Annotated in this window: 23 protein-coding genes and 3 pseudogenes; 12 read left to right on the forward strand and 14 right to left on the reverse strand. The window is 72.9% G+C overall.

Annotation, left to right across the window (positions count from 1 at the left end; translation table 11 throughout):
* Positions 1 to 21: 21 nt before the first annotated feature.
* From ACFYOY_RS14190 to ACFYOY_RS14205, 4 genes are all read right to left on the reverse strand, one after another.
* Positions 22 to 3,885: an AAA family ATPase gene (locus tag ACFYOY_RS14190; protein ID WP_388587123.1), complete on the reverse strand. Its 3,864-nt coding sequence runs from the start codon at positions 3,883 to 3,885 to the stop codon at positions 22 to 24.
* Positions 3,882 to 5,111 carry an exonuclease SbcCD subunit D gene (locus tag ACFYOY_RS14195; protein ID WP_351884036.1) on the reverse strand — a complete coding sequence of 410 codons (1,230 nt, stop codon included), beginning with the start codon at positions 5,109 to 5,111 and terminating at the stop codon, positions 3,882 to 3,884. Before ACFYOY_RS14195 ends, ACFYOY_RS14190 begins: the two co-directional genes overlap by 4 nt.
* 180 nt (positions 5,112 to 5,291) lie before the next feature.
* Positions 5,292 to 7,109, reverse strand: coding sequence for a SulP family inorganic anion transporter (locus tag ACFYOY_RS14200; RefSeq protein ID WP_388587221.1), 1,818 nt, complete (start codon positions 7,107 to 7,109; stop codon positions 5,292 to 5,294).
* 239 nt (positions 7,110 to 7,348) lie between these two features.
* Positions 7,349 to 7,951, reverse strand: coding sequence for a carbonic anhydrase (locus ACFYOY_RS14205; RefSeq protein WP_388587224.1), 603 nt, complete (start codon positions 7,949 to 7,951; stop codon positions 7,349 to 7,351).
* A 174-nt stretch (positions 7,952 to 8,125) separates the two neighbouring features.
* Here ACFYOY_RS14205 and ACFYOY_RS14210 point away from each other — a divergent pair, with 174 nt between their 5' ends.
* Positions 8,126 to 8,971 carry a response regulator transcription factor gene (locus ACFYOY_RS14210; protein WP_351884034.1) on the forward strand — a complete coding sequence of 282 codons (846 nt, stop codon included), beginning with the start codon at positions 8,126 to 8,128 and terminating at the stop codon, positions 8,969 to 8,971.
* Positions 8,968 to 10,476 (forward strand): ATP-binding protein, encoded by a 1,509-nt coding sequence (locus ACFYOY_RS14215; RefSeq protein WP_388587126.1) that lies wholly within the window; start codon positions 8,968 to 8,970, stop codon positions 10,474 to 10,476. The genes ACFYOY_RS14210 and ACFYOY_RS14215 overlap by 4 nt, the downstream gene beginning before the upstream one ends.
* A gap of 22 nt (positions 10,477 to 10,498) precedes the next feature.
* Here the strand turns inward: ACFYOY_RS14215 and ACFYOY_RS14220 are convergent, their stop codons facing one another.
* From ACFYOY_RS14220 to ACFYOY_RS14230, 3 genes are all read right to left on the reverse strand, one after another.
* Positions 10,499 to 11,125: a YigZ family protein gene (locus ACFYOY_RS14220; RefSeq protein ID WP_093466757.1), complete on the reverse strand. Its 627-nt coding sequence runs from the start codon at positions 11,123 to 11,125 to the stop codon at positions 10,499 to 10,501.
* A gap of 136 nt (positions 11,126 to 11,261) precedes the next feature.
* A complete protein-coding gene (locus ACFYOY_RS14225) occupies positions 11,262 to 11,738 on the reverse strand; it encodes a DUF6098 family protein (protein ID WP_351884030.1) in 477 nt (158 codons plus the stop codon).
* Positions 11,739 to 11,862: 124 nt separating this feature from the next.
* Positions 11,863 to 12,195, reverse strand: coding sequence for a plasmid stabilization protein (locus ACFYOY_RS14230; RefSeq protein WP_351884028.1), 333 nt, complete (start codon positions 12,193 to 12,195; stop codon positions 11,863 to 11,865).
* Between the two features lie 235 nt (positions 12,196 to 12,430).
* Here ACFYOY_RS14230 and ACFYOY_RS14235 point away from each other — a divergent pair, with 235 nt between their 5' ends.
* Together ACFYOY_RS14235 and ACFYOY_RS14240 are read left to right on the forward strand one after the other, a co-directional pair.
* Positions 12,431 to 13,897 (forward strand): sensor histidine kinase, encoded by a 1,467-nt coding sequence (locus tag ACFYOY_RS14235; RefSeq protein WP_388587130.1) that lies wholly within the window; start codon positions 12,431 to 12,433, stop codon positions 13,895 to 13,897.
* Positions 13,894 to 14,577, forward strand: a complete 684-nt coding sequence (locus ACFYOY_RS14240) for a response regulator transcription factor (RefSeq protein WP_351884024.1) — start codon at positions 13,894 to 13,896, stop codon at positions 14,575 to 14,577. Before ACFYOY_RS14235 ends, ACFYOY_RS14240 begins: the two co-directional genes overlap by 4 nt.
* 87 nt (positions 14,578 to 14,664) lie before the next feature.
* Here ACFYOY_RS14240 and ACFYOY_RS14245 read toward each other — a convergent pair.
* A pseudogene (locus ACFYOY_RS14245) lies at positions 14,665 to 15,039 on the reverse strand (phosphatase PAP2 family protein); the annotation flags it as partial.
* Here ACFYOY_RS14245 and ACFYOY_RS14250 point away from each other — a divergent pair.
* Positions 14,933 to 15,358, forward strand: coding sequence for a hypothetical protein (locus ACFYOY_RS14250; protein WP_351884762.1), 426 nt, complete (start codon positions 14,933 to 14,935; stop codon positions 15,356 to 15,358). The pseudogene ACFYOY_RS14245 and the gene ACFYOY_RS14250 overlap by 107 nt on opposite strands.
* 181 nt (positions 15,359 to 15,539) lie before the next feature.
* On the opposite strand, the gene ACFYOY_RS14255 is transcribed toward ACFYOY_RS14250, so the two are convergent.
* Positions 15,540 to 15,734: a class I SAM-dependent methyltransferase gene (locus tag ACFYOY_RS14255; RefSeq protein WP_388587134.1), complete on the reverse strand. Its 195-nt coding sequence runs from the start codon at positions 15,732 to 15,734 to the stop codon at positions 15,540 to 15,542.
* Positions 15,735 to 15,812: 78 nt separating this feature from the next.
* On the opposite strand from ACFYOY_RS14255, the pseudogene ACFYOY_RS14260 reads away from it, so the two are divergent.
* A pseudogene (locus ACFYOY_RS14260) lies at positions 15,813 to 15,983 on the forward strand (adenylate kinase); the annotation flags it as partial.
* 123 nt (positions 15,984 to 16,106) lie between these two features.
* Here ACFYOY_RS14260 and ACFYOY_RS14265 read toward each other — a convergent pair.
* Together ACFYOY_RS14265 and ACFYOY_RS14270 are read right to left on the reverse strand one after the other, a co-directional pair.
* Positions 16,107 to 17,423 (reverse strand): cation:proton antiporter, encoded by a 1,317-nt coding sequence (locus ACFYOY_RS14265; protein WP_388587137.1) that lies wholly within the window; start codon positions 17,421 to 17,423, stop codon positions 16,107 to 16,109.
* 3 nt (positions 17,424 to 17,426) lie between these two features.
* Positions 17,427 to 17,834: a DUF3040 domain-containing protein gene (locus ACFYOY_RS14270; RefSeq protein WP_388587140.1), complete on the reverse strand. Its 408-nt coding sequence runs from the start codon at positions 17,832 to 17,834 to the stop codon at positions 17,427 to 17,429.
* Positions 17,835 to 18,105: 271 nt separating this feature from the next.
* Here ACFYOY_RS14270 and ACFYOY_RS14275 point away from each other — a divergent pair, with 271 nt between their 5' ends.
* Both ACFYOY_RS14275 and ACFYOY_RS14280 read left to right on the forward strand, forming a co-directional pair.
* Positions 18,106 to 19,053: a HAMP domain-containing sensor histidine kinase gene (locus ACFYOY_RS14275; protein WP_351884721.1), complete on the forward strand. Its 948-nt coding sequence runs from the start codon at positions 18,106 to 18,108 to the stop codon at positions 19,051 to 19,053.
* Positions 19,054 to 19,055: 2 nt separating this feature from the next.
* A complete protein-coding gene (locus ACFYOY_RS14280) occupies positions 19,056 to 19,715 on the forward strand; it encodes a response regulator (RefSeq protein ID WP_388587143.1) in 660 nt (219 codons plus the stop codon).
* Between the two features lie 96 nt (positions 19,716 to 19,811).
* On the opposite strand, the pseudogene ACFYOY_RS14285 reads toward ACFYOY_RS14280, so the two are convergent.
* Positions 19,812 to 20,165, reverse strand: a pseudogene (locus ACFYOY_RS14285) (ATP-binding protein); the annotation flags it as partial.
* Between the two features lie 1,050 nt (positions 20,166 to 21,215).
* On the opposite strand from ACFYOY_RS14285, the gene ACFYOY_RS14290 reads away from it, so the two are divergent.
* The 3 genes from ACFYOY_RS14290 (at position 21,216) to ACFYOY_RS14300 (ending at position 23,014) form a co-directional block, all read left to right on the forward strand.
* The gene (locus tag ACFYOY_RS14290; RefSeq protein ID WP_351884016.1) at positions 21,216 to 21,623 is read left to right on the forward strand and encodes a CoA-binding protein; all 408 of its coding nucleotides are present in this window, start codon (positions 21,216 to 21,218) and stop codon (positions 21,621 to 21,623) included.
* Between the two features lie 39 nt (positions 21,624 to 21,662).
* The gene (locus ACFYOY_RS14295) at positions 21,663 to 21,917 is read left to right on the forward strand and encodes a hypothetical protein (protein WP_351884014.1); all 255 of its coding nucleotides are present in this window, start codon (positions 21,663 to 21,665) and stop codon (positions 21,915 to 21,917) included.
* A gap of 140 nt (positions 21,918 to 22,057) precedes the next feature.
* On the forward strand, positions 22,058 to 23,014 hold the full coding sequence (locus ACFYOY_RS14300; RefSeq protein WP_388587146.1) for a redoxin family protein: 957 nt from the start codon (positions 22,058 to 22,060) through the stop codon (positions 23,012 to 23,014).
* A gap of 99 nt (positions 23,015 to 23,113) precedes the next feature.
* Here ACFYOY_RS14300 and ACFYOY_RS14305 read toward each other — a convergent pair whose 3' ends face one another.
* Together ACFYOY_RS14305 and ACFYOY_RS14310 are read right to left on the reverse strand one after the other, a co-directional pair.
* Positions 23,114 to 23,677 (reverse strand): YbaK/EbsC family protein, encoded by a 564-nt coding sequence (locus ACFYOY_RS14305; protein ID WP_351884010.1) that lies wholly within the window; start codon positions 23,675 to 23,677, stop codon positions 23,114 to 23,116.
* 52 nt (positions 23,678 to 23,729) lie between these two features.
* Positions 23,730 to 24,302 carry a helix-turn-helix domain-containing protein gene (locus ACFYOY_RS14310; protein ID WP_078647175.1) on the reverse strand — a complete coding sequence of 191 codons (573 nt, stop codon included), beginning with the start codon at positions 24,300 to 24,302 and terminating at the stop codon, positions 23,730 to 23,732.
* Between the two features lie 100 nt (positions 24,303 to 24,402).
* Here ACFYOY_RS14310 and ACFYOY_RS14315 point away from each other — a divergent pair, with 100 nt between their 5' ends.
* A complete protein-coding gene (locus ACFYOY_RS14315) occupies positions 24,403 to 25,269 on the forward strand; it encodes an EamA family transporter (protein ID WP_351884008.1) in 867 nt (288 codons plus the stop codon).

Here is a 25,269-nt window from a genome sequence, read left to right on the forward strand (position 1 = left end):
GGGGGGCGGTCCGCCCTCCCGCTAGTGCGCGACGGCCGTACGGTGGCGTACGGCCGAGCCCTCGCGGCCCTTGACGACCTCCAGCTGGGCCGGGATCCGCCGGCGCAGATCGGCGACATGGCTGACGATGCCGACCGTACGGTCCCGCTCGCGCAGCGAGTCCAGCACGTCCATGACCTCGTCCAGGGTCTGCTCGTCGAGGCTGCCGAACCCCTCGTCGATGAAGAGGGTGTCCAGGCGGACCCCGCCCGCCTCGTCGGTGACCACGTCCGCCAGGCCCAGGGCGAGGGCGAGCGAGGCGGAGAAGGTCTCGCCGCCGGAGAGGGTGGCGGTGTCGCGCTCGCTGCCGGTCCAGGCGTCGATGACATGCAGCCCGAGACCGGAGCGGCCGCGGCCGCCGGAGCGGGCGTCGGAGTGCACCAGGGTGTAGCGCCCGGAGGACATGTGGCGCAGCCGCGCGCTCGCCGCCGCCGCGACCTGCTCCAGCCGCGCCGCCAGGACGTATGCCTCCAGCCGCATCCTGCGCTCGTTGTCGGTGGAGGTGCCCGCGGCGAGCGCGGCGAGGCGGGCGATCCGGTCGTGGTCCGCGCGCAGCGGGGCGAGCCGGCGGGCGTCTGCCACCGCCTGCGCGGAGAGCGCGTCGAGGTCCGCGCAGCGGGTGCGGGCCGCGGCGTCCGCGGCCGAGACCTCGCGCAGCGCGCGGGTGGCCGCGTCCGCCGCCGTCTGCGCCGCCGCGGGGTCGGCGGGCGGCGCCTGCGCGGCGGCGAGCACTCTGGCGTCGGACAGCTCGGCCGCGGCCGCCGCCGACTCCGTCTGCCATGCGTCGAGACGGCGGCGCGCCTCGCGCTGCCGGTCCGGGGGCAGCACGGCCTCCGCGGCCTGTTCCGGGGTCTCGAACCCGGCCCGGTAGGCGGCGTCGGCGAGCCGGGCGTCGGCCTCCTTCAGCCGGCTCGCGGCCGCCTCGCCACCCCGCGCCGCCTCGGCGGCGCGAGCCAGCAGCCCCGCCTGCCGCTCGAGCCGCGCCGCGCGCTCGGCGACGGTGGCGTCCGCGCCGCGTGCCTGCTCCAGCTCCGCCAGCAGCGCGGCCCGCTCCCGGGCCAGGGTTTCGCGGCGCGAGGTTCGGGCGGCCGCCCTCCGCTCGGCCTCCTGCCGCTGCGCCGTACGCCGTGCGTGCTCGCCCTCGGCCCGGTCCAGGGCCTCGCGGGCGGCGTGCCCGTCGGCCGCCGCGTCACGGGCCTCGGCGTACGCGGACCGCAACTCGGCCAGGGCCCGGTCGAGTTCGGCCGCGTCCTCGCCCTCCGCCGTGGCCTCCGCGCCCGCGTGGGCCTCCCGCAGCGCGTTCCGGGTGCGTTCGGCCTCCTCGCGGACCTCCTCGGCGCGTTGGGAGTCCGCCAGCGCGGTCTCCTCCGCCGTACGGTCCACATGCCCGGTCCCGGGCCGGGCCGGGTCCGGGTGCTCGGTCGCCCCGCACACCGCGCAGGGCTCTCCCGCGCGCAGCCCGGCCGCCAGCTCGGCGGCGATGCCGCGCAGCCGGGCCTCCTTGAGGTCGAGCCAGTTCTGCCGCGCGGCGGCCGCGCCTTCCCGCGCCCGCAACAGCTCCTCCCGCGCCTGCCGCTCCTGCCCGGCGAGCCGGTCCCGCCGCCGGGCGGCCTCAAGGCGCCGCTCGGCCGGCTCGATCCGCCCGCCGAGCTGCTCGGCCCGGGTGGTGGCCTCCTGCGCGGCCTCGACCCGCCGCTGATGCGCCCGGTGGGTCTCCTCCCACCCGGCGAGCCACTCGGCGGCCTCCTCGATCGCCTCGTCGTCGGCGCGGGCCTCCCGGTCGAGCGCGGCGATCTCGCCGACCACGGCCTCTGCCCGCGCCTCCCCCCGCCGAGCGGCCCCCAACGCCCCAAGCTCCTCCCGTACCCGCCGCTCAACCCGCCCCAACCACTCGGCATCGGCCTCGCCGAGCAGTGCGGACACGTCCGCGCCCGGCGAACGGGCGTCCCGCACCCCATACGGCCCGTCACCATCACGGGCCGCGCCCGCCGCCACCCCGCCACGACCAGCGTCGTACGCGGTGGGGTGCGACGCGCCCGCGCCCCGCGCCCCCGAGGCGGCAGCGGCGCCGGACGACGCCGGACCCGGCAGGCCCGCCCGGGAACCGGCCTGCCCACCCGCCGCCTCGTTGTCGGCAGTGGTGACCCGGCCGGTGGCGCACCCACCCGACGCGCCCACACCTGCGGAAGGGACGGCCCCCGGCGCCTGATCCGGCACACCCGCGCGGGTGCCCTCCGCCGTCCCGGGCGGGCCGGGGACGGTACCCCCTCCTGCCCCGGAACCGACCTGCCCACCTACCGCACCGTTCTCGGCAGCCGTAGCCCGGCCGGTGGCACGCACACCCGACGCGCCGACACCTGCCCCCGGCACCTGGTCCGGCCCGTACGAGGCGGTGCCCTCCACCCGACCGGGCGCGCCCGAGCCCGGCGCGCCCGTTCCAGTGCGGCCGTCCCTCACGGTCTGCGCCATGACGCGCCCCCGCGGGCCGGGTTCGGCGGGGGCCGACGTTCCCGCTTCACCGGACGGCGCCCGGCGCGGCGGCACGTCGCCTGGGGCGTGCTCGTCGGGACCCACCTCGGCCCAGGCACCTTCCGCGCCCGTGTGCGGGGCGGGCTCCTCCGGGGACGCGGTGGCCTGTGCGGGCAGAGGCACGTCGGGTGAAGCGGCCGGGGCAGCGGCGGTGCGTTGGCCGGGGAGGTCCGGGACCGCCGCGAGGGCCGTCGCCGCCAGGCCGGGTTCGGCGGTCAGGCGGGCACGGGCCTGGCGTTCGGTGGTTTCGGCGGTGTGGTGGTCGCGGGCGGCGGCGGTGCGCAGGTCGAGCGCGGGGACCACCGCGTCGGCCGCGCGGGCTCGTTCCAGCAGCTCGCGCAGCCGGTCGTGGTCGGGCCGCCGCCGTTCGAGGTCGTCCGCCCGGCGGCGGGCCTCGGCGTGGCGGCGCTGCAGCTCGGCCCGTTCGCGTGTCGCGTCGGCGGCCCGCTGGGCGACGTCATGGGCCGCCTCGGCGGCCCGTACGGCGGAGAGCGCGATGTCCCGCCGTTCGCGCGCGCCGGTGCGGGCGACGGCGGCCCACTCCAGGACGGCGTCGGCCAGCCCCGGTTCACCGGGGGTCAGCTCGGGCAGCGGATGCCCGTCGAGTTCCGTGGTGCGGCCCGCCGCCTGCGCCATCCGGTGGGCGAGCGCGAGCAGCCGCTCGTCCCCGGTCGCGACCCGCTTCTCCGCCGCCCGCCGCAGCTCCGCCAGCCGTTCCTCGACGGCGGCGAAGCGGCCGGTGTCGAACAGCTTGCCCAGCAGCTTGCCACGCGCCAGTTCGTCCGCGCGCAGAAAGCGGGCGAAGTCGCCCTGCGGCAACAGCACCACCTGGCAGAACTGCTCCCGGCTCATGCCGAGCAGCTGCCCCATCTCCTCGCCGATCTCCTGGTGGGAGCGGCTGAGTGCCTTCCACTGCCCCGGCCCGGATGCCGAAGCGGGCGCCGCTGCCGGGGCGTACTCGCGCAGCAGGGTCTGCGCCTTCTCCCGCGTCATCCCCGTGCCCCGCTTCTTGGGGCGCGGCTGCTCGGGGCGCCGGGTGATTTCCAGGCGCCGCTCGCCGACGGTGAATTCGAGAACGACCTCGGTCGGGGTCAGCGGTTCGGCGTGGTCGCTGCGCAGCGAGAGCCCATTGCCCTGGCGGGCGCCGGGCACCTGGCCGTACAGCGCGTAGCAGACCGCGTCCAGGACGGACGTCTTGCCGGCGCCGGTCGGCCCGTGCAGCAGGAAGAGCCCGGCGGCGGACAGCTCATCGAAGTCGATCTTCTGGGTGGCGCCGAACGGGCCGAAGGCCGTAACGGCGAGCCGGTGCAGCCTCATCGCGCCGCCTCCCCCGCCGTCGCCCGCGCCCCCGCCGTCGCCGCGGCGCCGTTGTCCTCGCCGGGCACAACGCCCTCGTGCGCCTCGCTCCGTACGGCCTCCAGCGCGTCGCCGAGCAGTGCGCGCTCCGCCTCGTCCGGGCCGCGGCCGCCCCGCACATGGGCCACGAAGTCCTCGGCGATCTGCCGGTCCGAGCGGCCGCGCAGCCGCTGTGCGTACGAGGCGAGCGGATCCTCGGGGGGCCGCTCGGGGTCGAAGACCAGCGTGAGCACGTGGGGGAAGCGCCGCGCCAGCCGGGCCATCGGCTCATGCGGCCGCACCGCGTCGGTCAGGGTGGCCTCGACCCACGCCTCCTCGTGGCGGTCGAGGCCGGGGTCGTCCAGCAGCTCCTCGATCCGGCCGCGGATCCGGGCCAGCGGGCGCGGCACCGGGCAGTCCACCCGTTCACATGACGGCGCCTCGCCCGTCGCCCCCAGCTCCACCACCCACATGGACTTGCGGTGCGACGCCTCGGAGAAGGAGTACGCGAGTGGGGAGCCCGAGTAGCGGATGCGCTCGGTGATGGTCTGGCAGCCGTGGAGATGGCCGAGCGCGGCGTAGTCGACGCCGTCGAAGACATCGGCGGGTACGGAGGCGACTCCGCCGACCGTGATGTCCCGCTCGCTGTCGCTGACCGCGCCACCGGTGACGAAGGCGTGCGCGAGGACGACGGAGCGGGTACCGGACGGCCGGGTGGCGAGGTCGGCGCGCACCCGGTCCATGGCGGCGCCCAGCACTGCCGTATGACCGGCCGCGGAGGCGCCCAACTCCTCGCGCACCAGGCCGGGTTCGAGATACGGCAGACCGTAGAAGGCCACCTCGCCGTGGTCATCGGAGAGGACGACGGGGGTGGCGCATCCGGCGGGGTCGGTGCGCAGGTAAATCCCGGCCCGGTCGATCAGCCCGGCGCCGACGCCGAGACGGCGGGCCGAGTCATGGTTGCCGGAGATCATGACCGTGGGCACGCCGAGGTCCGCGAGCCGGTGCAGCGCGTCGTCGAAGAGCTCGACGGCGGCGAGCGGCGGCACGGCCCGGTCGTAGATGTCACCCGCGACGACCACCGCGTCGATGTGCCGCTCGCGCACGGTGGTGACGAGGTGGTCGATGAACTCCCGCTGCGCGGCAAGGAGGCTGACCCGGTGAAAGGACCGTCCGAGGTGCCAGTCGGAGGTGTGCAGCATTCTCACAAGCGGTCTCCGACCTGCACTTCTGTCCTTCCTCCACCCCAGTGGCCAGCATCACACCCGCGGCGTGCGCGCACGGCGCGGGCACCGACCACGTTAGCCGCGGTCGGTGCCCGGTCTCTCACGGACCTCGTATTTCCCTTCCGTGTCTCGGCCGGTGTCCCGGCCCGTGCCCCGGCGTGTCTAGCCGCGGCAGTCCCTCCACCGCGCTTCCTCGGAGTCCTGGGGCCCCTCGAAGGGGCGGGTGTCCAGGTAGTACCACTCCGCGGACGGGCCCGGCCGGGAGGGGCCGTAGAACGCGTCGTACAGCGCACCGGACGACGACCGCTCGTGCGGCTGTGGCGGCGGCCACGACGGGGACACGGGCCGCCGCCGCAGCCCGGACCGGGACTCGGGCGGGGGCGCGGGCCGCGACTCGGGCGGGGGCGCGGGCCGCGACTCGGGCGAGGAGTCGGGTGAGGACTCGGCCCACGGCTTCCGCTTCGGCCTCGGCTTCGCCGCCGGGAGGTCGGGCAGCAGCAGTTCCACGCGTACGGTCTGCGACGCCCGCTTCTGCTCCACGAACTCCTCGATCTGGCTGCGGCACGCATGGTCCAGATGGGTCACCCCCAGCAGGTCCAGCCGGATCCGCGCAGTCCCCGCCGACCCCACGGCCTCCAGCGCGTCGATGACCTTGGGCAGCCGCAGGAAGGTGGCGTTGCCGGTCATGACCAGCTTGGCGGTATCGCCCTCCACCCGGTGCTCGACGGAGGTCTGCGACATCCGCAGCGCCGCCAGGACGATCCCGGCCGCGAGCCCGACCAGCACCCCCTCCAGGAGCGCGGTGGCGACGATCACGCCCGTGGTGATGGTCATCACGACGAACTCGCCACGGTCCTGGCGCCACATCTTCGGGAACTGCTCGGGCCCGAGCAGCTTCCAGCCGCTGTGCACCAGCACACCCGCCAGCACCGAGATCGGGATCAGGGCGAGGACGCTCGGCAGCAGCAGCGCGAAGGCGAGCAGCCACAGGCCGTGCAGGGTGCGGGAGAGCCGGGTCTTGGCCCCGGCCTGCACATTGGCCGAGCTACGGGCGACGACGGCCGTCATGGGCAGCGCGCCGAGGACGCCGCAGACGGCGTTGCCCGCGCCCTGGGCGATCAGTTCGGTGTTGTAGCGGGTGCGCCGACCGTCGTGCATCCGGTCCACGGCGGCTGCCGTGAACAGGCTCTCCGCCGAGGCGATGACGGTGAAGGTGAAGACGGCGGTGAGCACCGCGGGATCGGCCAGGCCCGCGAACTGCTCCGGTCCGGGGAACTGGACGGAGGCCAGCAGATCGCCGACCTGAAGGGTCTTCACCTCCACGCCGGGCAGCGCGGCCACCAGGATGCCGATGGCGACGGCGACCAGCGCGGCGGGGATCTTCCTGACCGGCCCCGGCGCCTTCTTCCAGACGAAGCTGAGGACGACCGTGGCGATGCCGAGCAGCGCGGCGATCGCCGTCTGTGCGTGGGTGAAGGTGTCGAGGACGTGCGCGGGGAAGCCGAGGATGTTCTCGATGGCGGTGCCGGGGGCGGCGGCATCGGCCAGCGGATAGGACTGGCTGAACATCAGCGGCAGCCCGATCCCGGCGAGCATGCCCTGGACGACGGCGATGGAGATGGCCTGGAACATACGGCCCAGCCGGATCATCCCCAGGCCGATCTGGAGCAGCCCGGACATCAGCACGATCACGCCGAGCATGGCGATGCCATGGGCCTCGACGGTCTCCGCGACGAGTGCGGTGAGCCCCGCGGCGGGGCCGCTGACCTGGAGGGCGCTGCCCCGGGTCATCCCGACCACCAGCCCGCCGACGACACCGGAGATGATGCCGAGTTCGGCCGGGGTGCCGGAGGCGACGGCGACGCCGATGCACAGGGGCAGGGCCACGAGGAAGACGACCAGCGAGGCGGTGATCTCGGTACCGAGGTCGACGCCCTGACCGGTCCCGCCCGCCTTTCCCTTTCCCCTCCCCTTGGACATGGCCGTGCCCCGGGCTGTGCCACCCGCCCCGCCGCCGGCCTCATGGACGCCGGGAGCGTCGGCCTTACGGAAGCCGGGAGCGTCGGCCGTTCCCCTTACGGTTCCACCGGCTGGCGCATATGCGGGCATGGGTTGCGTCGACTGGGCGTCGCGTCCGCCCTCCGGCGGGAACACCTCGTCGATGTCGTAGGACGGCGATGGATCCGGCTGAATCCGGCCACGGGCATGTCGTCCGCCCGTCATGAGTGCGCCCGGAAGTCACCATCGGTATCGAGTTCCCAGAGCTCGGCGCTGTCCACTTGGTAGAACCAACCGTGCAGACGCAGCCGCCCCGTCTCCAGCCGGCGTCGCGCCGCCGGGTATTCCTCCAGCGCGGCCAGCTGATTCCGGACATTGAGCTGTGCCAATTCCCGCAGGGACGGATCGGCGGAGGCCGCTTCGAGGGCGGGGGCCAGCCCCGGCCGGGCGACCGACAGCCAGGCGCCCACACCGGGCAGCCGGGACAGATCCGCACCCGAGGCCAGCGCGCCCATCGCGCCGCAGTGGGAGTGACCGCAGCTGACGATGTCGCGAACGCCGAGCACCTCCAGTGCGTACTCGATGGTGGCGGCCTCGCCGGAGACCAGACGCATCCCGTGCGGGGGAACGATGTTGCCCGCGTTGCGCAGCTCGAATATCTCGCCGGGCCGGGCTCCGGTGATCAGCGCGGGGATCACCCGGGAATCCGAGCAGGTAATGAAGAGCGCCTCCGGAAATTGCCCGTCGGCCAGTTTCCGGTATTCGCCGTGGTCGAAATCGGCCCGGCGCCGGAACGAGCGGGCGTGTTCGAGCAGAGCCCTCATCATGCCTCCCTGACGGGTGGTTGGACCAGATGCGAATCACCGTAGGGAGGGCCGTGCCAGGCGAAGGCTAAACGAACACTAGAGCATGACAAGTTCTTCTCCAATATTCGGACCCGCACTCGCAACATTACAAAAACCAGAAATCCATTCCGGCATTGCGGTACACAGGTCCCCATGACCGTACGAGCGCTGCTCATCGAGGATGACGAGACGATCGCCGAGCCCCTCGTCGAGGGACTGGGGCGGTATGGACTGATGGTCGGTCATGTCGGCACGGGGGCTGCCGGGCTGGAAGGGCCGTACGGGGACATCGTTCTGCTCGACCTGGGACTGCCGGACATGGACGGCATCGACGTCTGCCGCGGTATCCGGCAGCTGTCGGACGTGCCGATCATCATGCTCACCGCGCGGGGCGAGGAGGCCGACCGTGTCCTGGGGCTGGAGCTGGGCGCGGACGACTACTTGGCGAAGCCGTTCAGCATGCGGGAGCTGATCGCCCGGATCCGCGCGGTGACCCGGCGCTCCCAACGCACCGCCACGGCCACGGCGACCGCCACCGACCCCGCCCTCACCGCCGCAGCCCGGGCCGCCCCCGCACCGGCCGCTCCCACCACACCAGCCCCCACCGCACCGGTCGCCGCCCAACCGCCGCCCTGGGAACAGCAGCCGCTGGTCGTGGACCGCCGGACCCGCCAGGTGTGGGTGGGCGGTGCACCCGTCACCCTCACCCCCAAGGAGTTCGAGCTGCTGGCCCTGCTCACCGAGGATCCCGGCGCCGTGTACTCGCGTCAGCAGATCCTCGACCGCGTCTGGGACCCCCACTTCCACGGGCCGACCAAGACCCTGGATGTGCACGTGGCCACCCTGCGCCGCAAGCTGGGCGATCCGGCCTGGATCCAGACCCTGCGCGGGGTCGGCTTCCGTCTCGCCGTCCACTCGGGCGTCCCGTCGGGGGCCCCGGGGGTCGCGTCGGGGGTGCCGGCGATCCCATCGGAGGTCCCGGAGGCCGCCCGGCCGTGACCCGACGTCTGCTGCTCGGGTATCTGAGCCTCGCCGTTCTGATCCTGCTGAGCCTGGGGATACCCCTCGGCTACGTCTACAGCAGAGCCGAGAGAGAACAGATCATCTCCTCGGCGGAGGACGAGGCCGAGTCGGTGTCCGCGTTCGCCTCGCTGTCGATCATGGCGGGCCGGGAGCGGCGCGAACTCCCGCACCGGGCGCGGCACTGTGCCGAGCGCATCCGCGGCAGGGTGGTCATCGTCGGCGGCGACGGCCGGCTGCTGGCGACCTCGCATGCGCTGTCCGCCACGGAGTCGCGGCACCTGGCGTCGCGCCCCGAGATCGCCGCCGCGCTGCGCGGCCGCGACGCGATCGACGTCCGGACCTCCACCATCGGCGGCGTCCGCTATCTCTCGGTAGCCGCCCCCGTCGTCCACGGCGACGATCTGCAGGGCGCGGTGCGCCTCATCGTGCCCACCGACGCGGTGGAGGCCCGGGTCCACCGGATCTGGCTGCTGCTGGCCGTGGGCGGGCTCGCGGTCCTTACGGCCATCGCCGCCGTGGGGCTGGTCTTCGCCCGCTGGACCAGCCGCCCCATCCTGGAGCTGGAGCGGTTCGCGCACCGACTGGCCGACGGGCAGTTCACCACGCCCGCCCCCGTGACCTCCGGCCCGCCGGAGGTGCGCAGCCTAGCCGCCACGTTCAACCAGACCGCCGCCCGGCTGGAGCATCTGCTGGCCTCCCAGCGCGCCTTCGCCACCGAGGCGTCCCACCAGCTCAAGACGCCCCTGGCGGCGCTGCGACTGCGGCTGGACAACCTGGAGGCGGAGATGACCGGACACGCCCGGGACAGCCTGGGCGCCGCGATGACCGAGACCGACCGGCTGGCCCGGATGGTCGAGGGGCTGCTGGCGATGGCGCGGATGGAGGAGAGCGCCGTCACCCCCGAGCCGGTCGACCTGGACCAGGTGTGCGCCGAGCGCCTGCTCACCTGGTCGCCGCTCTTCGAACAGCACAAGGCCCATCTCGCCCTGCTCGGCGACCGGGTCGGCCAGGTGCTCGCGGTGCCCGGGGCCATGGAGCAGATCCTGGACAATCTGCTCGCCAACGCGCTGCGTGCCACGCCCCTGGGTTCCACCGTCACCATGGTGCTGCGCTGTCCGGCACCCGACCGCCGCCATCTCCCCGCGCGGCCCGTCTGGATCGAGCTGCATGTCATCGACGAGGGTCCGGGCATGACCGCCGATCAGCGCCGCCGCGCCTTCGACCGCTTCTGGCGCGCGCCGGACGCCCCGAAGGGCGGCACCGGTCTGGGTCTGTCGCTGGTGCAGCGGCTCGCCCATGCGAGCGGAGGGGAGGCCACCTTGGCCCGGGCGCCAGCCGGCGGCCTCGATGCCGCCATCCGGCTGCGGCCCGCGCCCCGCGCGTCCCAGGGCCGCCCGTCCAGACTCGGCCTGCCCCGGAGAGCGCGGACCGACCGGGGTGCACCGGAGGCAGCTCCGTCGTCCGTCCGCTCACCGGTCTAGGGAGCAGGCGGCCAGGCGGCCCTCAGGTGTCCTGGTACGCCTCGCCGCCGAGCTCCAGTGCGGCGGTGCCGGCGGTGGCGTCCGCCAGCCAGTCGCGGAAGGCGTCCACATCGGCCTCGGGCAGGCCCAGTTCGATGGTCACGGCCTCGGCGTAGCGCACCTCCCGGACCGCCCGCCCCGTCGCCCGCAGATCGTTCTCCAGCTTTCCGGCCCGCTGGTGGTCGACGGTGACGGTCACCAGCCGGAACCTCTGCCGGGTGACGGTGCCCAGCGTATCGAGCGCCTCGCCGACCGCGCCGCCGTAGGCCCGGATCAGACCGCCCGCGCCGAGCTTCACGCCTCCGTAGTAGCGGGTGACGACGGCGACCGCGTACCGGACCTCGCGGCGCAGCAGCATCTGCAGCATCGGCACCCCGGCCGTACCGCCCGGCTCCCCGTCGTCGCTCGCCTTCTGCACACCGCCGTCCGCGCCGATGACATAGGCGAAGCAGTTGTGGGTGGCGGTGGGGTGCTCCTTCCTGACGCGCTGGATGACGTCCTGCGCCTCCTGCTCGGTCGCGGCGGGCGCGAGCGTGCAGAGGAAGCGTGATCTGTTGATCTCGATCTCGTGCACGCCCTCGCGCGCGACCGTCCGGTACCGCTCCTGCATCAGGCCACCCTATGTCCCGGCCCCTGTGCGCTGGTCACGCGTGTGCCGCCGCCGACTGGTCGCACGCGTACGGTCACCGACGGCCCTGGTCGCCACGCGTACGGTCGCGGGCCGGCCCCGCCGTACCGTCCTGGCCTCACCCTCTTCTGCCGCGGCCGAACCGGGCGGGTCTGTGCAACGGCCCCCACTCACCCTGCTGGCGGGCCACCACGTCCTCGGCTTCGGTGATCACGCTCTCGGCGATCCAGGCGACGGGTTCCACGGCGCGGACCAGGGGTTCGTTGTCCGGCCCCCGGCCGGCCTCCTCCCCCTTGAGCACCCAGGGGTGGACATCGGCGGTGCCCTGGCCGTCGTCCCGGAGGTGGATGTAGTCGCACAGCCGTCGGGCGACCCAGAGGGTCGTGGGCAGATCCTTCGCCCATTCCTCGAAGACCAGGGGGTTGGCCGACAGGCCCGGCAGCATGGTGCCGGTGAGCCCGTCCCGGCTGGCCGCGCTCCCGTCCAGGTCCGCCTGAGGCCCTCGTGACCAGCGGACGAAGACCGGAGGGCCCTGCTCGATCAACTCCACGAGCTGGTGCAGAGCGGTGTAGGTGGGGAGTGTCTGGCCTGGCATGATCGCCCTTGAGTACCCGCAGCCGTCTCCGCCAATCGCCCGCCCCCCACCGGACGGACGCCGCCCAGCCGCGCTGTCGCGCGGGGAGGGCGGCGCACCGCGAGAAGGGGCGGCGGTATCCAGGTCAGCGGCCCAGGGCCTTGGCCAGCTGGTCCTTGGTCATGTTCGAGCGGCCCTCGATGCCGCGCTGCTTGGCCTCGTTGTACAGCTGGTCGCGCGTCGGGCCCTTGGGACCCGTGCGGCTGCCGGAGCGCTGGCCGCCACGCTGCGGCGCGGACTTCGGGTCCTTGGTCGAGGTCTTGCTGGCGGACTTGGACTCACCCGCGCGGGCGCGCTCCTTGTTCACCGTACGGGCGGCCATTTCCTTCGCCCGGCCGGTGGAGGCACCGCGCTGCTCGGCGCTTTCCTTGATGTGCTCGTACTGCCGTTCACGCTTACGGCTGGATCCTGCGGGCATGGTCTCTTCCTCTCCTTCCGCCCCCTCGGTCGGTCGCGGTCGGCGGTTCATGATTGCCGAGCGCATGAGTCGGGTTCCCCCCACTTCCGCCCCTATAACCAGCATGCGTCTCCTGGGCGTCGGCCGGATGCCGTGCGGTGTGCGCAGGTGGGGATTGGTCTTTCGGCAGTGTCCGCCGGTCCACGGTTTTCGTAAGGTCACCTCTGCGAGTCGGCTGATGACGCAGGTGGGGGACATGACGACGCACAGAACCGGATGCACCGGCCGCCCGGGGGCCCGCTGGACCGGGCACCTTCCGCTCGCGGCCACGGTCGCCGCCGCCGGGTCGAGCGTGGTCAGTCTGTGGTGGGTGGTGCCCACGGCGCTGTGCGCGTTCACGACAGGGTGGCGGCCCGGGCGGACGTGGGCCACGGGGGTGGGGCTGATCGCAGTGGTCGCGAGCGCTGTGGTGGCGGTCGCCGCGGTGCCGTCCTGGATCACCTGGGCCGACCGCTTCGTGACGGTGGTGGCGGGGGCGGTCGTACTGCCATGGTTCGTGGGGCGGTTCTGCCGTCAGTACCGGCAGTTGGTCCGGGCGGGGTGGGAGCGGGCCGCGCGGCTGGAGCGCGAGCAGCGGCTGATCGCCGAGCAGGCCCGGCTGCGGGAACGGGCCCGTATCGCCCAGGACATGCACGATGTCCTCGGCCATGAGCTCAGTCTGATCGCCCTCTCGGCCGGGGCCCTCAAGCTGGCGCCCGGGCTGGCGGACGGCCACCGGGAGGCCGCCCGGGACATCAGGGCCAGGGCGGCGGCCGCCGTGGACCGTCTCGGCGAGGTGATCGGCGTACTGCGCCAGGAGCCGGACGGAGCGCCGCCGGAGCCGGGCGGCGCCGGGGTGGCGGAGCTGGTCGAGCGGGCGTCGGCGTCGGGGCTCACGGTCCGGCTGCGGATCGACGGCGAGCCCGGCGAACTGCCGTCGGACGTGGAGCGCGCCGTGCACCGTGTGGTGCAAGAAGCGCTGACCAATGTGGCCAAGCACGCGCCCGGCGCGGAGGCGGCCGTGCGGATCCGGCATACGGCGGAGGAGACCGAGGTCCGGGTGGCGAACGCTCCCGCGCCCACCGTCGTCGCCGTCCGCTCGGGCGGCGAGGGCGTCGGCCTGATCGGCCTGGACGAGCGCGTCGGGCTGGCGGGCGGCACGTTCCGCTACGGCCCCGAGTCGGGCGGTTTCGCGGTCCGCGCCACGTTTCCCCGTACCCCCGCGGCGCGGCGAGCGGCGCAGGCCACGCCCCACGCCCCCGACGGCACCGACGTCCCCGGCAACGCGGACGGCGCGGTGGCGGATGACCACCGGCGCGCCCGCCGCCGGCTCGGCCGCACCCTGGTCGCGACCCTGATGGTGCCCCTGGTCGCGGGCGCCCTGTTGATCGGGGCGCTGCGGGTGTGGGACACGCTGAGGGCCCGGGAGTCGGTGCTGGCCCCGGACGACTACGCCCGGCTGCGCATCGGACAGGACCGTGACCGGATCACGGAGTATCTGCCCAAGCGCCAGACCGGCCACCGGCCGACGGCGGCCGAACCGAGGGGAGCCGGTCTTGTCTGCGAGTACTACGCGATGACGGCCGATCCCTTCGACGACCGGTCCGGGGACGTCTACCGGCTGTGCTTCCGGCACGGCATCCTGGTGACCGCCGACGCCTTCACCGGGAAGGGCGTCCGATGATCCGGGTCCTGATCGCCGACGACGAGCCGATGATCCGCGCGGGCATCCGGGCGGTGCTCACCACCGATCCGGACATCACCGTGGTCGCCGAGGCCGGCGACGGCCACCAGGCGGTGGAGCTGGTGCACCGCCACCGGCCCCGGGTGGCGGTGCTGGACATCCGTATGCCCGGCACCGGCGGGATCGAGGCCGCCCGGGAGATCCACCGGACGGCGCCGGCCACCGGCGTCATCATGCTGACCACCTTCGGCGAGGACGACTACATCCTGCAGGCGCTGAGCGGCGGCGCCACGGGCTTCCTCATCAAGTCCGGTGAACCGGAGGAGCTGATCGCGGGGGTGCGCGCGGTGGCCGATGGCGCCGCCTATCTGTCACCGAAGGTCGCGGCCCGCGTCGTGGCGCATCTCGCCTCCGGCGGCGCGGGGGCCCTGGCCGACCGCCGCACCGCCGCCCGCGAGCGGGTCGGCGCCCTGACCGCCCGGGAGCGTGAGGTGCTGGCCCTCCTCGGCGGCGGGCTGTCCAACGGTCGGATCGCCCGTCGGCTCCATGTGGTGGAGGGAACGGTCAAGGCCCATGTGAGCTCGATCCTTTCCCGGCTGGGTGTGGAGAACCGGGCGGCCGCCGCCGTGGTGGCCCATGAGGCCGGAATCCTTCCCCCACCGGCGTCCGAACAGCGCTGACACCGCCCGAGCGGCCGGACGACTCGCCACGACCAGCGTCGCCACCACCACGGCGGCGCCCATGAGCGCACCGGCGGCCACATCGTGCGGATAGTGCACCCCCACCGCCACCCGCAGCAGCGCCACCACCCCCGCCAAGGGCAGCGCCACGGCGGCGAGACGGGGCCTGAGCACCGTCAGCCCGACCGCGATCCCGGTGGCCAGGGTGGCGTGGTTGCTGGGAAAGGACCAGTCCCCCGCCTCGGGACACTCCGCCAACGCCGCGACTCCCCGTACCGCCCGGCACGGCCGCTCCTCGTCCACCACCAGCTTCACCGCCTCGCTGGCCGCATAGGCGGCCACGGTGCCGATACCGGTGAGGACGACTCCGGCCACGCCGGAGGCGTCCGCGCGCCGGAAGGCCGACCACCCCGTCCACAGCAGAAGGAGCCCCAGGGCCACCAGCGTGCCCGCGGTGGCCACCTCCAGCAGCGACCCCACCCACGAGGGCGCCCCGGCCACCGCATCGGTCACCTCGCGGTACACCGACGCCGAGGCGCCGCGCGTGACCTCCACCCGATCCGCGTCGCCCAGCCCACCGGGCGACAGCCACATCACCGCTCCCGCCCCGGCGGCGCACAGCGCCACCGAGGCCGGCAACCGACGGCCGAAGCCGTATCGCGTCCTTGATTCCATGGCCAGTGACCGTAGAAACGGCGAAGGCCCGCCACCTCTGGCGAACGGCGAAGACGAGCACCTGACCTTCGTCGGGGTTGACACCCCGGCGGCTCACCGGCGGTGAGCCCAGCCGGGCTGTGCCCCGGCGGCGGACGCCATCGCCCACGCCGCCTGCCGGTCGGCGGCCGACAGCGCAGTCCGGGGGAGGCCGGTCCGGGGACGGGTGAGTTCGGCTTACGCAGTTGTGCCGGCCGGGGGATGACGTGGTGCCCGTCGAGAAGTCCGGCGTGGCCTCGCCCTACCCATCAGACTGGTGCGGCACGCTCACTCCACTGGATCTCGCGCAGCCCCGCCACCGGGTCCGGCCGCTGGTGGACCGTCACCATGGCCATGGCCGCGTCCACCGAGTCGTCCTCGAAGGGAAGTTGCTCGGCGACGCCGTGGATCGCCGGGGCCAGGTGCGCGGGGCGCTGGGCGCGCATCGCCGCCGACGGCTCCACGGGTAGACGTGCCGGACCGGCGAAGCATCCGTCTTACCCGCCGTCAGCGCAGCCCCCGAGTAGCACCTCATCGACGGGATCACCCTGGACGCCGTCCAAGAGCTCCGCCTCACCGGGGGATCCGCCGTCAACGCCCTGGTCAAATCCACCGAGGTGTCCCTCGCCACCGGCACCGTGGACGGCCTGTCCATCCGCAGCCGACTGCCCGGCACCGTGAGCGGACTCGCCGTCGGCGCCGCGATGGCGTCGGCCATGCGGCGGCGACACCCGGCATGCTCATCGTGCCTATGCGACGCCGGCCATAGTGCCGAGCGGCACGCCGGCCGCGTACACCTTGGCAGCGCCCCATCGATGCCCTGTTCGGGACCGGCGCTATCGCTCCGCTTCAGCGGACAGGACGGACGAGGCTGAGGGAGTGATGTCGCCGGTGGGCCGGGACGCGGCGGCCTCGAGCGGGTCCGGTGCCGGGTCGGCGTGTGGGTCGGCGCCCGTGGGGTGGCGGGCCCGGCCGCCGGGCAGCGGGAAGGGTGCAGCGTGCAGGGCACGGGCGAGCAGGTACGAGCGCCCGGCGACGATGGGGCTGAGGACGGCGAGGACGAGGACGTAGCCGGCGATGAACGGGGCGAGGCGGTCATCGAGCCCAGCGCCGGCGGCCATGGCGGCCAGGATCAGCGCGAACTCGCCACGTCCCAGGAGCGTGGTGGCGATGTTCGCAGCCGGCTGGGGGCCGTAGCCGTACAGGCGTGCCGCGAACAGTCCCGCGGCCACGTTCATGGCGATGGTCAGTGCTGTTGCGGCGGCGACCGGTACGGCGACGGAGGCGATGTCCGCGGGGTTGACGGCCAGGCCGAAGGCGAAGAAGAAGATCGCGGCGAAGGCGTCGCGCAGCGGATGCACCAGTTCGCGGATCCGCGGCCCGGATGGGGTTCCGGCGAGGATCAGGCCGACCATGAAGGCGCCGATGGCGTCGACCACCCCGAGGACCTCGGAAACACCGGCGATGAGTATCGCGGCGCCGAGGAAGCTGGTGACCAGCAGTTCGTTGTCGCGTACCGCGATCAGGCGCCCGATCAGGCGGGTGCCGTAACGGGCTGCGATGGCCAGCACGATCAGGAAACCGAATGCCTTGGCCGCCTGGAAGAGCGTTTCCGTGATGCCCTGGGCGCCGCTGATGACGGGCTGGAGCGCGGCCAGGTACAGGGCGAGGAAGACGTCCTCGACGACGGTGACGCCCAGGATCAGGCGGGTCTCGGGGCGGGCGATGCGACCGAGGTCAATGAGGATCTTGGTGACGATCGCGGACGAGGAGATGCCCAGAACGCCGGAGAGGACCAGGGCTTCTCGTGCTCCCCATCCGAGGGCGAACCCGAATCCCAGGCCCGCGCCGACGTTCAGCAGCAGGTAGGTGCCGCCGGTGGCCAGCAGGCGCCTTCCGCCGCTTCTGAGGTCGTCGAGGTGAAACTCCAGACCCAGGTAGAACAGCAGGAGTACCAGCCCGAGCGCGGAGAGCATCTCGAAGTCGTGCGGATCCTCCACCAGGACCGGGCCCGGGGTGTGTGGGCCGAGCAGGATGCCGGCGAGGATGAACAGCGGGATGGTCGGCAGACCGATCCGTCTGCCGAGACGGGCGAAGACAGCGGCGGCCAGGAAGGCACCGCCCATGGCGAGCAGGGTGTCAGCGTGTCCCACGGGTCACGACCTTCCGCAGCGTGGTGGGCGTGGTGTGTCGCGGCTGACGGGAGCCGATACGTCCTCCTTTGTTCCGGGGCTGTCAGGCCCTGATGATCGCTGCCGGGGTGGGGCGCGCCGCCGCGGTAAGGGGCGGCCTCGGCCGTGTGGCGGCGCGAACAGCTGCACCACTCCAGCGGTGACCAGGCCGGCCGCGAGGAGCAGGCCCTGCGGCAGTGCCATGCCCATGACCAGCAGCGCCAAGGAGAGGACCAGCAGCACCCAGGCCGGGCCGCGCCGTCGCCGGTATGCGTGCGGCCGACGCGGGTGCGCTGTTCCCGGACCGCGGGCGGCTTGCGGGGCGCTTCGCTGTGTCTGCGCCTCGATGTCGTGCAGTGGCTGGATGCCGGGCTGCGCCATGGCTTCCTCCATCCCGGGCACCGGCAAGGCGGGGCTCTATGCCACCGTCACACGCGGCTTTGCGGCCTCACCATCGGGCGCAGCACCCATTCCCGCGGGTGCCCGACCCTCACAACCGGCCGGCCATGTCTGAGCACCGGCACCGATGGACGCCGCCGCTCCCCACCCGGCAGGCTGGCTATGAAGGCCGAAGAACCCCCTCGACCGCTGCCGGGGCACCTCCGCCGGTGTGCAGAGCCAGGCCGGTCACAGCCGCCGACGGCGACGGGAGAAGGCGATGCCGATGTCTTTGTTCTGGCGGATCTTCCTGCTCAACGCCGTGGTGCTGATCGCGGCGGCCGCCCTGCTGCTGGGGCCGGTCACCGTCTCCACCCCCGTCCTGCTCACCGAGGCCGCCGTCCTGACCGCCGGACTGGCCGCGATGCTCATCGCCAACGGCGTGCTGCTACGCGTCGGGCTCGCCCCGTTGCAACGCCTCACGCGTGCCATGACCACCACCGACCTGCTGCGACCGGGAACGCGCCCGGCCGTCGGCGGCCACGGTGAGATCGCCGATCTGATCACGACCTTCAACGCCATGCTCGACCGGCTGGAGGCCGAACGCGCCACCAGCGCCGCCCGCGCCTTGTCCGCGCAAGAAGCCGAACGCCACCGCATCGCCCAGGAACTCCACGACGAGATCGGCCAGACCCTCACCGCCGTCCTGCTCGAACTCAAAAGCGTCGCCGACCACGCACCGCCTGCCGTACGTGAGGAACTCCACCAGGTCCAAGAGACCACCCGCGCCAGCCTCGACGAAATCCGCCGCATTGCCCGCCGGCTGCGCCCCGGCGTCCTGGAAGAACTCGGACTGGCAAGCGCCCTCAAAGCCCTCACCAGCGAGTTCACCGGCCCCACCCTTGCCGTACGCCACCACCTCGACGCCGACCTGCCGCCTCTTGGCCGCGACACGGAACTCGTCCTCTACCGCGTCGCTCAGGAAAGCCTGACCAACGCCGCCCGCCACTCGGGCGCCCGCCGCGTCGACCTCGCCCTCAAACGCGCCCCCGCAGGGATGGAGCTGAGCGTCCGCGACGACGGCCACGGCATACAGGGCGCCGGCGAAGGGGCCGGCATCAGCGGCATGCGCGAACGCGCTCTTCTCATCGGCGCCGGCCTCACCCTGAGCCCCCGCCCCGACAGCGGGACCGAGGTACGCCTCGTCGTGCCCCTCCACCACGGGAGCCACTGACCATGCCCGAGGCAACCGAAACCCGCATCCTGCTCGCCGACGACCACCAGCTGGTCCGCCGCGGAGTACGCCTCATCCTCGATGCCGAACCCGACCTGACCGTGGTCGCCGAAGCGGGCAACGGCGCCGAAGCCGTCGAAGCCGCCCGCGCCCACCACCCCGACCTGGCCATCCTCGACATCGCCATGCCCCGCATGACCGGCCTCCAAGCCGCCCGCGAGCTCGACCGCACGCTGCCCGCCATCCGCATCCTGATGCTGACGATGTACGACAACGAGCAGTACTTCTTCGAAGCCCTCGCCGCCGGCGCCTCCGGCTACGTCCTGAAATCCGTCGCCGACCGCGACCTCGTCGAAGCCTGCCGCGCCACCATGCGCGGCGAGCCCTTCCTCTACCCAGGCGCCATCAACGCCCTGATCCGCAGCCACCTCGACCGAACCCGGCACGGCGAGCCCTTGCCCGAGCGGGCCATCACCGACCGCGAGGAGGAGATCCTCAAACTCGTCGCCGAAGGCCACACCTCCCAGCAGATCGCCGACATGCTCGTCATCAGCGTCAAGACCGTCGAACGCCACCGCGCCAACCTGCTGCAGAAACTCGGCCTCAGAGACCGCCTCGAACTCACCCGTTACGCCATCCGTGCCGGGCTCATCGAACCGTAGCCGTCCCTTGCCTCGCTGAACGGTATGCCGAACACCGGCTCGAACCATCCGGACCTACGAAGAGGCAGTCACTGACACCCCCACTCGGCCAGCCGCTTACGTGAACTCGGGAGCCGAGCCTGGACGCCCTGGCGAGGCTGGAGCAGCTTGCTCGGCCCAGATGATTTTGCCCGCCGAGGTGCAGCGGGTGCCCCACCGTCGAGCTACCTGCGCGACGAGGAACAGTCCACGCCCGCCCTCGTCGGTGGTACGGGCGTGGCGCAGGCGGGGCGAGGTGCTACTGCTGTCAAAGACCTCGCAGATCAGAGCCTCGCTCCGAATGAGGCGCAGGTGGCTGGGGTCCGCCCCGTAGCGGATGGCGTTGGTGACCAGTTCGCTGACGATGAGTTCCGTCGTGAAGGCCAGTTCCTGCAGCCCCCAGTCGGCGAGTCGGCGGGTCGCGAGCTCGCGCGGGCGGAAGGTGACCGGCCCGGGACAGCGTGCGCCGCCGGGGGCCGGGTCGTAGACGGCGTACAGACAGGTCGACCCCGACATTGAGGTGGCCACGGAGTGCTGTCCGTTCTCAGCAGGCGCTTCGGCGCCCTCCTGCTCCACCATGCTGATGACCAGGTCGTCCAAGTGCGCCAGCAACTCATCGGGAGGCAGGCCCCCGCGAGTGGCTGCCCGCGGACCCGGGGGCGCGCTGCCGGTACCTCCAGGAATGGACCGTGGTGAAGGCCCGCTGGCGACTGTCGGCGGACCCAGGCGAAGTAGCCGCCCTGGCCGACCTCGCTTCCGGCTGCCACGACAGTCGGATCACCTACACACCGGCCCGCTGACACGACCGGCGGGACGGCCGCGAGCCGCTCGGACTCGGCACCGCGATCACCCTGATGACGACCGAGCGCGGCATGGCCGCCCCCGGCCGCCGACGGCGACGTCCTCGTCCAGTTCGACGACATCCTCGCCGCGGCCGCGCCCGAACTGGCTGGGCGCGTACGCGCGATCGCGTTCGATACGGACACCGGCCGCCTGAACGTCGCCCCCGGCGCCCCGCCCCAGGGCACCAAGCTGCGCTGGAGCGCGCCGAAGCTGATCGCGGCGGCCAACACGGAGGTGCCGGGCGCGAACGTGCGCACCTTGTATGTCCTGCCGCCCGCGCCCGGCGACGCCGGCTCACCTCGGCCGCCGCCACCCCGGACCTGCGGCCAGCCGTGCCCGAGGCGCCGGTCCGTACGCGGGAAACCGCGTCGCCTGGCTACCAACAGGCGCTGGCCGCCCACCAGGCCGGCCGCCCGGAACGGGTCCTCGACCCGAGGTCCGCGGCCGCCATCGAGCGGCAGAACGCAGGCTCCTCCATGCGCGGGCTTCAGGTTCTACCCAGGCTCATGCGCTCCCCACCGACCCAGGGGTGATCCAGCCATGACGTTCTCGTCGATCACCCCGGCGCCCGGGAATCCCTCGCAGGCGGTTTCCGTTGTGCTGCAGACAGGCCGACTCTCGTACTCGCAGGAGGCAAGCATGTACGGCGACCCGGCGACGGTCCGCAAGATCCTCACGGAGCTGGGAGACATCTGGGCGGTGGTCGGCCTGTCCTCCAACCAGCAGCGCGCGGCCTACGGGGTCGCGGAGGTGCTCCAGCGCTACGGCAAACGGATCATACCCGTACATCCCAAAGCCGAGTCGGTGCTTGGCGAGCAGGGATACCCGACACTCTCCGCAATTCCGTTCGCATGCGATGTCGTGGATGTCTTCGTCAACAGTGACCTGGCGGGCGCGGTCGCCGATGAGGCCGTCGCCATCGGCGCCAAGGCCGTCTGGTTCCAGCTCGGCGTCGTCGACGAAGCCGCGTACGAGCGCACCCGCACCGCCGGGCTCGCCATGGTCATGGACCGCTGCCCGGCGATAGAGATTAATTCCCTGAGTTAGGCAATCGTGCGCTGACCAGGGGCGACGTACCGTTGTGGCATGGATTTCCGCATCACGGCGGACGAGCAGCGCGTTCTCTTCTTGATCGTCGACCACCTTGACGCCAGCAGCGCGCCCACCGTCTACGACCTCTCCAGGGACGCAGGCGGGGACGTCGGCCGCGAGGTGGCGGCCCTGCGCTCTAAGGGTTGGATCCTCGCGCGGCACGTCGATGGCCACCTGACGGTTGTCGCCTTGTCCCCCTTGGCGGTGACGGCCGTCAGGAACCTGCGCTACGGCCGACGCCAGGCATGAAGAAGCCCCGTCCGGCGCCACGGGGGAAGCGCGCAGACGGGGCCGCAGTGAGGCTGCGACGCCCCTGATCGTCGATCACCTGGACGGCGACTTGACCTTACCCTCGGGGGCAAGGTTTAGCGTTCTTCGAGGTGAGAGGCATGCAGATCAGTGAGCTGGCCCGCCGGGCGGGCGTGACGACGAAAGCGGTGCGCTACTACGAATCGCTGGGCTTGCTCACGCCCAGGCGGCTGGCCAACGGCTACCGGGACTACAACGAGCATGACGTACGACTCACGCAGGAAATCCGGGCGCTCGGCAGTCTCGGAATTCCTGTTGAGCGCACCCGCCCGTTCCTGGAGTGCCTCACGGCCGGCCATCGACACGCCGACGACTGTCCGGCCTCGCTGGCCGGTTACCGGGACGCGATCGACGAGCTCACCCAGCGGATCGAGGGACTCACCGCCCGTCGGGCGGTACTGGTCGCGCACCTGCAACAAGCCGCCCACCGTGGCAGCCGCGTCTCACCGGCCGATGAAGGAGAGGACCTGATGACTGACTACACAAGCCTGCCCGCCGACCTGCCCGTCCCCGAGGACGACGGCGCGGCCGCCCATCTGCCCGGCACAAAGGTGCCGCACCTGGAACTGCAGGGCACCGGCGGCACGGCCGTCCGCCTCGACGTGCTCGGCGCGGGCCGCACGGTGATCTACATCTACCCGCTCACCGGACGCCCGGGCGTCGACCTGCCCGACGGCTGGGACTCGATCCCCGGTGCGCGCGGCTGCACCCCCGAGGCATGCGGCTTCCGCGATCACTACCAGGATCTTCTCGCCGCCGGCGCGGACAGCGTGTTCGGCCTCTCCAGCCAGGAGACCGACTACCAGCGTGAGGTCGTCGAGCGGCTCCACCTGCCGTTCCAGATGCTCTCCGACCCTGCACGGAGCCTGGCGCAGGAACTCGGCCTGCCCACGTTCGAGACCAGCGGGCTGACGCTCTACAAGCGGCTGACCCTGATCCTCCGCGACGGCGTGATCGAGCACGTCTTCTATCCGGTCTTCCCCCCGAACGAACACGCCGACCAGGTCCTGACCTGGCTCCGGGACAACCCCCTGTAGAGGTCGGCGTTCAGTGCCCGCTGCCGCCGGGCGCGAGCAGCCCGGCACACCACCGACGGTGTCGAGCAGGACCCGGGCCTGCCCGACGTACGGGCAGGTTCAAGTGCCGAGGGCGCCCAGGCCCTCCAGGACCGTCGCGCCCGGCAGGCCGGCCAGCAGCTTGCCCGGCACGATGAGTTTGCCGCGTCGGCTGCCGCTGCCGATGAGCGCGTAGGGGATGTCGGCCACGGCGGAGTCCACCAGGAGCGGCCAGGTGCCGGGCAGGCCGATCGGGGTGATGCCGCCGAACTCCATGCCGCTTTCGCCCGTCGCGGTGTCCATCGGGGCGAACGACGCCTTGCGTGCGCCGAGATGGCGGCGCACCACGCCGTTGACGTCCGCGCGGGTGTGGGCCAGGACCAGACAGGCGGCGAGAGTGGTCCCGCCACCCCGCTTGCCCGCGACGACCACGCAGTTGGCGGACTGTTCCAGCAGCCAGGGGCCGTAGTTCTCGACGAGTACGGCGGTGTCGGCCTTGTCCGGGTCCGTGTCCACGAACAGCACCTGCTCCACCGACTCCGAGCCACGCCAGTCGCGCAGCGCCTCGGCGACGGGGGCGGACAGCAGATCCAGGCACTCGACGGCGGGACGGACCTCGTCGAAGGCATCCATCGGCGTACTCATGCCGCCAAACTAGCAGGCCGGGCGGGCTGCGAGGGGCCGGGTCCGGGCGGCCTCAGCGCGGGGGCGGCACCGACACCGCCATGGTCATCTCCACCGGCGCCGTCCCCTCGTTGCGGTAGGTGTGCGGGGTGTTCGCCTCGAAGGCCGCGGAGGTGCCGGCCGGGACGGTGTGCGCCTCGCCGCCGAGCACCAGGGTGAGCTCGCCCGCCGTCACATGGATCAGCTCGACCGTGCCGGACGGATGCGGATCGGAGGCGCTCTCGTCGCCGGGCATCAGCCGCCATCCCCACATCTCCAGCGGACCGCCCGCCTCGGTGCCGACGAGCAGCGCCGTGTAGCTGCCCGCTTCGGTGGACCACATCCGTACCGCCTGCTCGGGCGGGACGAAGGTCACCCGCGGTCCGTGCTCGTAGTCGAGCAGGGTGGTGATGCTCACGCCGAGCGCGTCCGCGAGCTTGACCGTGGTGCCCACGCTCGGATTCGTACGGGCCTGCTCGATCTGGATGATCATGCCCCGGCTGACCCCGGCGCGGGCCGCGAGGGTGTCGAGGGTGAAGCCGCGTTCGTTGCGCCACCGCTTGAGGTTGCGGGCGAGCGACTGCGTGAGCTGATCGAGGTCCGTCACGGTCCGGTCCGTCCAAAATAGTGAATGGCGTAGTCGAGTGCAGTGAACTACTGTGGGCTGTACTCCCACGTCCACCACACTGTACGGCGAGGTTTTCACCATGTCCGCACTCTTCGCGCTTGCCACCAGCCTGCTCTGGGGGCTGGCCGACTTCGGCGGAGGGTTGCTCACCCGGCGCACACCCGCGCTCACCGTGGTCCTCGTCTCCCAGATCATCGCGGTGACCGTCCTCGGCGCCATCGTGGTGGCCACCGGCGGATGGTCCCAGGCGGGCCCGCAGCTGTGGTTCGCCGCGGCGGCCGGTGTGGTCGGCCCGGCCGCGATGCTGTGCTTCTACCGCGCCCTCGCGCTCGGCCCGATGGGCGTCGTCTCCCCGCTCGGCGCGCTCGGCGGGGTCATCGTGCCGCTCGGCGTCGCGCTGGTGCTCGGCGAGCGGCCCGGACTGCTGCAGGTCTCGGGGGTCGTGGTGGCGGTCGCGGGCGTGGTCCTGGCGAGCGGTCCGCAGACCGGCGGTGCGCCCGTCCAGCGGCAGACGCTGCTGCTCACCCTGGTCGCCGCGCTGGGCTTCGGCTCGGTGATGGCGCTGATCGCCGAGGCGTCGACCACGCTGACCGGGCTCTTCCTCGCGCTGTTCGTCCAGCGGGTGTGCAATGTGGCGGTCGGCGGCACCGCGCTCCTCTTCTCCGTACGGCGCGGAAACCCCGGGCTGCCCGAGGGCGGGATGGGCGTGGTGTGGGCGTCGCTGCCCGCGCTCGCCTTCGTGGGCCTCGCCGACGTGGCCGCGAACGGCACGTACAACCTCGCCGCCCACCACGGCCCGGTCACCGTCGCCGCGGTGCTCGCCTCCCTCTACCCCGTGGTGACCGCCTTCGCGGCGCGCGGACTGCTCGGCGAGCGGCTGCGCGTGGTCCAGGCCACGGGCGCCGGACTCGCCCTGGTCGGGACGCTGCTGCTGGCCACCGGCTGA

The organism is Streptomyces sp. NPDC007875 (assembly GCF_042868035.1).
Classification (GTDB): domain Bacteria; phylum Actinomycetota; class Actinomycetes; order Streptomycetales; family Streptomycetaceae; genus Streptomyces; species Streptomyces antimycoticus.